The sequence below is a fragment of the Actinomyces sp. AC-20-1 genome, from assembly GCF_023369555.1.
GTDB lineage: Bacteria > Actinomycetota > Actinomycetes > Actinomycetales > Actinomycetaceae > Actinomyces.
Map to the genome: position 1 here is coordinate 315,183 of NZ_JACJVC010000001.1, position 7,044 is coordinate 322,226.

The following is a 7,044-nucleotide window of genomic DNA, read 5'->3' on the forward strand; positions in this document are numbered from 1 at the left end:
GACGAGGGCGCCGCCTCCCTGCGGAGACGACGCCCTCGTACGGAGCCCGTGGCTCAGCGGGCGACGGAGCCCTCGACGTAGTCCTTGTCGAGGTCCGCGCGCCAGGCGAACATCGAGCGGACCTCGCGACCGACCTTCTCGATCGGGTGGCCCTCGCCCCTGGCCCGCAGCTCCTTGAACTCGGGGCCGCCGGCGGCCTGGTCGTCCATGAAGCGCTGGGCGAAGGAGCCGTTCTGGATGTCCGCGAGGACCTCCTTCATGTGCTCCTTGACCTCCGGGGTGATGACGCGCGGGCCGGAGACGTAGTCGCCGTACTCGGCGGTGTCGGAGATGGACCAGCGCTGCTTGGAGATACCGCCCTCGACGATGAGGTCGACGATGAGCTTGAGCTCGTGCAGGACCTCGAAGTAGGCCATCTCGGGCTGGTAGCCGGCCTCGACCAGCGTCTCGAAGCCGTACTGGATGAGCTGGGAGGTGCCTCCGCACAGGACGGCCTGCTCACCGAAGAGGTCCGTCTCGGTCTCCTCGCGGAAGGTGGTCCTGATGGCGCCCGCGCGGGTGCCGCCGATGGCCTTGGCGTAGGACAGCGCGGTCTGCCAGGCGGTGCCGGTGGCGTCCTGCTCGACGCACACGAGCACCGGGACGCCGCGCCCGCCCTCGAACTCGCGGCGCACCGTGTGGCCGGGGCCCTTCGGGGCGACCATGACGACGTCGATCTCCGCGGCCGGCTTGATGTAGCCGAAGTGGATGTTGAAGCCGTGGGAGAAGAGCAGGGCGGAGCCGGGCCTGATGCTCGGCTCGATCTGCTCGGTGTACAGCCTGGCCTGCACCTGGTCTGGGGCGAGCACGACGATGACGTCGCCCCAGGCGACGGCCTCGGCGACGGGCTTGACCGGCAGGCCGGCCTCCTCGGCCTTGGCAACCGAGGCCGATCCCTCACGCAGCCCGACGACGACCTCGACGCCGGAGTCGCGCAGGTTGAGCGCGTGGGCGTGGCCCTGGGAGCCGTAGCCGATGACCGCGACCTTCTTGGACTGGATGACGGACAGGTCGGCGTCGTCGTCGTAGAACTTCTCAGCTGCCATGGTGGATTCTCACTTTTCCTTGAGTTGATCGGTGATGGAACGGGGGCCGCGCGTGATGGCGACGGCGCCGGACTGGACGATCTCCTTGACCCCGTAGGGCCTCAGGGCGTCCAGCAGCGCCTTGACCTTGGACTCCGAGCCCACGGTCTCGATGACCACCGAGGTCGGGCAGACGTCGACGACGTGCGCGCGGAAGAGGTCCACGACCTGCAGCACCGCGGTGCGGTTGGCGTCGTCGGCACGGACCTTGATGAGGTAGAGCTCTCGGCCGACGGAGGTCTCGGGGTCGAGCTCGACGATCTTGAGCACGTTGACGAGCTTGTTGAGCTGCTTCGTCACCTGCTCCATGGCCAGGCCCTCGGCGTCGGCGATCACCGTGATGCGTGAGATGTCCTCGTGCTCGGTGGGCCCCACGGCCAGGGAGTGGATGTTGAAGCCGCGTCGGGTGAACAGGGCCGACACGCGCGTGAGCACGCCGGGCTTGTTCTCCACCAGGACGGACAGCGTGTGCTTCTCGCTCACGTCTCTCACTCCTCTTCCCACGTGGGGCTCATGCCCCGGGCGATCTGGATCTCGTCGTTGGACACGCCGGCCGCGACCATCGGCCAGACCTGGGAGTCCGCGGACACGATGAAGTCGATGACGACGGGGCGGTCGTTGATCGCGTTGGCCTGGGCGATGACGTCGTCGACGTCCTCCAGGCGCTCGCAGCGCAGCCCGACGGCGCCGTAGGCGTCCGCGAGCTTGACGAAGTCGGGGACCCTGGCCGTGCCGGCACCGGTGTGCAGGTCCGTGTTGGAGTAGCGCTGCCCGTAGAAGAGCGTCTGCCACTGGCGGACCATGCCCAGGGACGAGTTGTTGATGATGGCGACCTTGATCGGGATGTTGTTGAGCGTGGCGGTCGCCAGCTCCTGGTTGGTCATCTGGAAGCAGCCGTCGCCGTCGATGAGCCAGACCGGCCGCTCGGGCGCCCCGACCTTGGCGCCCATGGCCGCGGGGACGCCGTAGCCCATGGTGCCGGCGCCGGCGGAGGTGAGCCAGGAGCGGGAGCGGTTGAACCGCAGGTAGTGGGCGGACCACATCTGGTGCTGGCCGACGCCGGTGACCCAGATCGTGTCCTCGGGGGCCTGGGCGGCCAGGTGGTTGATGACCTCCTGCGGCTGGAGGAGGCCGTCGTCGGTGTCCGTCCACGCCGTCGGGTAGGTCGTGCGGATGTGGGTGACCTCCGTCAGCCACTGGTCGACGTCGGCGCGCGGCTCGGCGTCGAACTGGGTGCGGCAGGCGTCGGTCAGGGCCGGGACGACGTCCTTGAGGTCGCCGACGATGGGGATGTCGGCGGTGCGGATCTTGGAGATCTCCGCGGGGTCGACGTCGACGTGGATGACGCTGGCGCGCCGGGCGAAGGTGTCGACCTTGCCGGTGACGCGGTCGTCGAAGCGGGCGCCGAGGCAGACGATGAGGTCCGCGCGCTGCAGGGCGCCGACGGCGGCGACGGTGCCGTGCATGCCGGGCATGCCGAGGTTGAACGGGTGGTCGCTGGGCAGCACGTCGAGCGCTGTGAGGGTCGTGGTGAAGGGCACGCCGATGAGGTCGACGAGCTCGGTGAGCGCCTCGGTGGGGACCCCGGAGCGGTTGAGGCCACCGCCGAGGTAGAGCACGGGGCGCTCGGCGGAGGCGATGGCCTCCGCGGCCTGCTGGACGCGGCGCTGGTTGGGCCTGCCGGGAAGGGTGTAACCGGGAAGGTCGGGCCTGCCAGGGGCGCGGTACTCGATGAGGCCCTCCTGGGCGTTCTTCGAGACGTCGATGAGCACGGGTCCCGGGCGGCCGGTGGCGGCGAGGTGGAAGGCCTCGGCGACGCGGGCGGGGATCTCCTCGGGGTCGGTGACGAGGTAGGAGTGCTTGACGAAGGGCATCGTCGCGCCGACGATGTCCGCCTCCTGGAAGGCGTCGGTGCCGATCGCGCGGGCGCCGACCTGTCCGGTGATGGCGACCATGGGCACGGAGTCCATGTGGGCGTCACCGATGGCGGTGATGAGGTTGGTGGCGCCGGGGCCGGAGGTCGCCACGCACACGCCCACGCGCCCGGTGGCCAGGGCGTAGCCCTCGGCGGCGTGGCCCGCGCCCTGCTCGTGGCGCACGAGGATGTGGCGGATCCTCTCGCTGGCGAGCAGGGGGTCGTAGAAGGGGAGGATCGCACCTCCGGGCATGCCGAAGATGTCCGTCACCCCGACGTCCTCGAGAGCGCGTACCAGCGCGGCTGCCCCTGTCATCAGCCGCCGGTCATCGGCCGACGGTGCGTCTGCGCGTGCCATCCTGCCCTCCTGTGTGCTGGGGTCGGCGACCCACCGCTCTCGCTCGGGGCCGGTGCCGCCAACGTTATGCCGTCCCACGATCCGAGTCATACCGGACGTCGATAGTCTCACATCATGGGACCACGAACTCTCCGGGATGCGCTCCGAGGGGCTGTGCGCGCACGGCCCCTTGCGCGGGTGTGCCCGACAGCACGAGCGGGGCACCTCCTGGGCGGACCGAAGTCCAGGACCCGCCCACGGGTCCCGGTGAGACAATCCCCATGGTCCCCGCACGATTCTCTACCCATGCCCGGACTCACCAGCTGGGCGAACGAAAGGCTGGCGCACCATCGTGGTCCCCGTCCTCACCCACTTGGCGGACAACCCCGTCCTCGTGCTGTTCCTTCTCATCGGCCTCGGCATGCTCGTGGGGCACGTCAAGATCAAGGGAGTGAGCCTCGGCGCCGCAGCCGTGCTCTTCGCCGGCATCGCCCTGGCCGCGTGGGGGGTCTCCCAGGGCGTCACCATCGAGGTCCCCTCCGCCATGGGCATCCTCGGCCTGGCGGTCTTCACCTTCGCCATCGGCGTCCAGTCCGGCCCCAACTTCTTCCACGTCATCCGCACCGCCGTCGGGCCCCTCGCGCTCATGCTCCTCGCCTTCATCGTCGCGGCCGCGGCCGGCGTCGGCGTCGGCCGCCTGCTCGGCATGGACTCCGCCCTCATCGCGGGGACCTTCGCCGGGGCGATCACCAACACCCCGGCGCTGGCCGCCGCAGGCAACGCCGCCACCCTGGCGGGCAACCCCGACGGCGCTGCCATCGCCACCGTCGGCTACGCCGTCGCCTACCTCTACGGCGTCATCGGGATGCTCTTCTTCAGCCTGCTCGCCCTGCGCTACCGCCGCTCGGACAAGGACAAGCCCTCACCGCTGATGAACCGCACCATCCGTGTCGAGCGCGACGACTCCCCCATGATCGGCGACATCCTCGCCACGGTGTCCGGGGAGCTGCGCTTCTCCCGCCTGCGCCGCGGCGAGACGGGCCCGATCACGCGGCCCGTGTCGGAGGACCGCGTCAACCGCGACGACCTCGTCACCGTCGTCGGTACCCAGGACGCCGTCACCCAGGTCATCGAGGCGCTGGGGCACGGCTCCTCCCACTCCCTCATCGAGGACCGCCGCTACCTCGACTTCCGCCGCATCACCGTCTCCGACCCGAAGATCGCGGGCCGCACGATCGCCGACCTCGCCGTCGACCACACCTTCGGAGCGACCATCTCGCGCGTGCGCCGCGGTGACACCGACATGGTCGGCACCCCCGACCTCGTTCTCCAGCTCGGCGACCGCGTGCGCGTCGTCGCGCCGACGGGCCGGATGAAGGACATCTCGACGTTCTTCGGGGATTCCGCGCGCGGTCTGTCCTCCATCAACCCCGTCGCCCTCGGCCTGGGCATGGCCCTGGGCATCTTCATCGGTGAGTGGAAGTTCCTCACCCCCACCGGTGCGACCTTCTCCATCGGCTCGGCCGCGGGCACGCTGCTCGTCGGCCTCGTCTTCGGCAAGATCGGCAGGATCAAGGGGTTCGTCACCGCCCTGCCCTTCACCGCGACCGCGGTGCTCTCCGAGCTCGGCCTGCTCATCTTCCTCGCGCAGGCCGGCACGAAGGCGGGCGGGCAGATCGCCAACGCCTTCACCGGTGGCGACTGGTGGAAGATCCTCGTCACCGGCTTCGTCATCACGACCATCGTCGGCTTCGGCCTGTACGCCTCCATGCGCTGGGTCGTCAAGATGGGTGGCACGCGCCTGTCGGGCCTCCTGGGCGGCGCCCAGACCCAGCCCGCGGTCCTGGCCTTCGCCAACGAGCGCACTGGCGCGGACCCGCGCGTCGCCCTCGGCTACGCCATGGTGTACCCCGTCGCCATGATCGCCAAGATCTTCATCGCCCAGGTCCTCGGGGGGCTCTGAGCGGCATCGCCGGCAACGAACGGCGTGAGGGAGGGGCTGGTCGCCTGTGTGGCGACCAGCCCCTCCCTCATTGCCGGACGGTCCACGGCTCGAGAGCACCGGTGACCGCTCCGCCTCACGTGGCCGGTCAGGAGCCGGCCGCCCGACTGTGCTCAGCCGACGGCAGGACGAGCGGGACGGAGGTCGGCACGTCGTGCCGCCAGTTCCGGTCCGTGAGGATACGGGCCATCGCCAGCCCGACGCCGATCGCCGTGACGACGAAGAACACCTCCGTGAGGTTGGTGGCCGCGGTGCCGACGGCGGCGTGGGCGTCCACGGTCTGGTCGTTGAGGGCCGAGACGGCCCGGTAGAAGGGGACCCCGGGGATCATGATGACGACCGCCGGAACCGACAGCGCGACACGAGACAGGGAGGCGCGCGACACGAAGGCCTGGGCCAGGAGGCCGATCGTCACCGCTGCCAGGCCGACGGCGAGCTGCCACGGCACTCCCATCTCATCGATGAGGACGAGCCGTCCGGTGTTGGCGACGGCGCCAACGACGGCCGCCAGGCCGGCTGCCCTGGGAGCGGCGTTGAAGAGGATGGCGAAGCCGTAGGCCGCGACGAAGGAGCACAGGGCACGCAGCGCGTACAGGAGCAGCCCCTCGGGGACGTAGCTGTAGGTGGCCTCGACCTCCCAGTCGAAGATGAAGGTCACCGTCCACACGGCCACACCAGCCGCCGCCATGACGAGCAGGACGTAGGAGGCGCGTGAGACCGCGGAGGAGAAGTCCTGGCGGACGAGGTCGAGCATGGCCGTCACCAGCGGGAAGCCGGGGATGAGGAAGAGGATCGAGGAGATGATGCCGCCCTGGTGGTTGCCTGCGGCAAGGCCGCCGAGGTCGAGGAGGCTGACGACGCCCATGTAGAGGCCCGAGGCGACGACGCCGCACACGAGCCAGGTGAAGAAGTGCTGGAAGTGGCGCTCGAGCATCTGGCGGCGCACGGCCTGGCCGACGCAGGCCGCCAGGAGCACGGCCAGGCACTCCACCCAGCCACCCTGGTTGAGGAAGCAGAAGCCTGCGCAGGCGACGCCCGAGGCCAGGGCGTTGACGACGTCGCCGTACAGGGGGCGCATCGCCGCGATCTCGTCGAGCCGCGCGTCCAGGTGCTCGACCGTCTCGTGCGCACACAGGTCGTGCACGAGACGGCGAAGGGCCTCGAGACGTGCGACGTTGACACCGACACGGCGGACCTCGGCGGCCTCGGTGCGGAAGCGGTCCCCCACGTAGGAGGAGGTGACGATCTCCGTCATCGTCACCGTGGCCTCATGCCTGTCGAGGCCGACGGCGGCCGCGGCCTTCGCCATCGAGGACTTGACACGGTAGGAGCCGGCACCGGAGGCGAGCATGAGCTTGCCCAGGCGCAGGACGACGCCTGACTGGTGCATGAGCCTGTCGGCGTCGAGAGGGAGGTCGGGAACGGTTGGGGCGGCGGGCTCAGGATTGTCTCTCACGCGCCAATGCTGCCCGAGTGCCGGCGAAGGCGCCGCTTCACATGGGGGTTGGGGTGGGTGGTGGTGGCCACTGTGTCTGTGTGGTGTTGTTGGTGTGTGGGTGTAGAGCGAGAGCCGGTTCACCCGTGGTGGGTGGACCGGCTCTTGCTGTGTGGTTGGTGCTCGGCGGTGTCCTACTCTCCCACACCCTGGCGGGTGCAGTACCATCGG

The 7,044-nt window shown here is 69.9% G+C and carries 5 protein-coding genes; 1 reads left to right on the plus strand and 4 read right to left on the minus strand.

Annotation, left to right across the window (positions count from 1 at the left end):
- Nucleotides 1–53 precede the first annotated feature (53 nt).
- From ilvC to H6X67_RS01430, 3 genes are read right to left on the minus strand one after another with little or no spacing between them, the layout of a single operon-like run.
- Complete coding sequence (gene ilvC, locus H6X67_RS01420) at nt 54–1,085, minus strand: ketol-acid reductoisomerase (protein ID WP_249369035.1); 1,032 nt, start codon at nt 1,083–1,085, stop codon at nt 54–56.
- 9 nt (nt 1,086–1,094) lie between these two features.
- Nucleotides 1,095–1,607, minus strand: coding sequence for an acetolactate synthase small subunit (gene ilvN, locus H6X67_RS01425; RefSeq protein ID WP_249369034.1), 513 nt, complete (start codon nt 1,605–1,607; stop codon nt 1,095–1,097).
- A 5-nt stretch (nt 1,608–1,612) separates the two neighbouring features.
- Complete coding sequence (locus H6X67_RS01430; protein WP_249369033.1) at nt 1,613–3,397, minus strand: acetolactate synthase large subunit; 1,785 nt, start codon at nt 3,395–3,397, stop codon at nt 1,613–1,615.
- Nucleotides 3,398–3,728: 331 nt separating this feature from the next.
- Between H6X67_RS01430 and H6X67_RS01435 the strand changes: the two genes are divergently transcribed.
- Nucleotides 3,729–5,339 carry an aspartate:alanine exchanger family transporter gene (locus tag H6X67_RS01435; protein ID WP_396121347.1) on the plus strand — a complete coding sequence of 537 codons (1,611 nt, stop codon included), beginning with the start codon at nt 3,729–3,731 and terminating at the stop codon, nt 5,337–5,339.
- A gap of 127 nt (nt 5,340–5,466) precedes the next feature.
- On the opposite strand, the gene H6X67_RS01440 is transcribed toward H6X67_RS01435, so the two are convergent.
- Nucleotides 5,467–6,768, minus strand: coding sequence for a threonine/serine exporter family protein (locus H6X67_RS01440; protein WP_249369042.1), 1,302 nt, complete (start codon nt 6,766–6,768; stop codon nt 5,467–5,469).
- Nucleotides 6,769–7,044: the final 276 nt, after the last annotated feature.

Bases quoted from the DNA above. Each gene is read 5' to 3' on its own strand.
- ilvC (WP_249369035.1), bottom strand. From the start codon at position 1,085: ATGGCAGCTGAGAAGTTCTACGACGACGACGCCGACCTGTCCGTCATC.
- H6X67_RS01430 (WP_249369033.1), bottom strand. From the start codon at position 3,397: ATGGCACGCGCAGACGCACCGTCGGCCGATGACCGGCGGCTGATGACA.
- H6X67_RS01440 (WP_249369042.1), bottom strand. From the start codon at position 6,768: ATGCACCAGTCAGGCGTCGTCCTGCGCCTGGGCAAGCTCATGCTCGCC.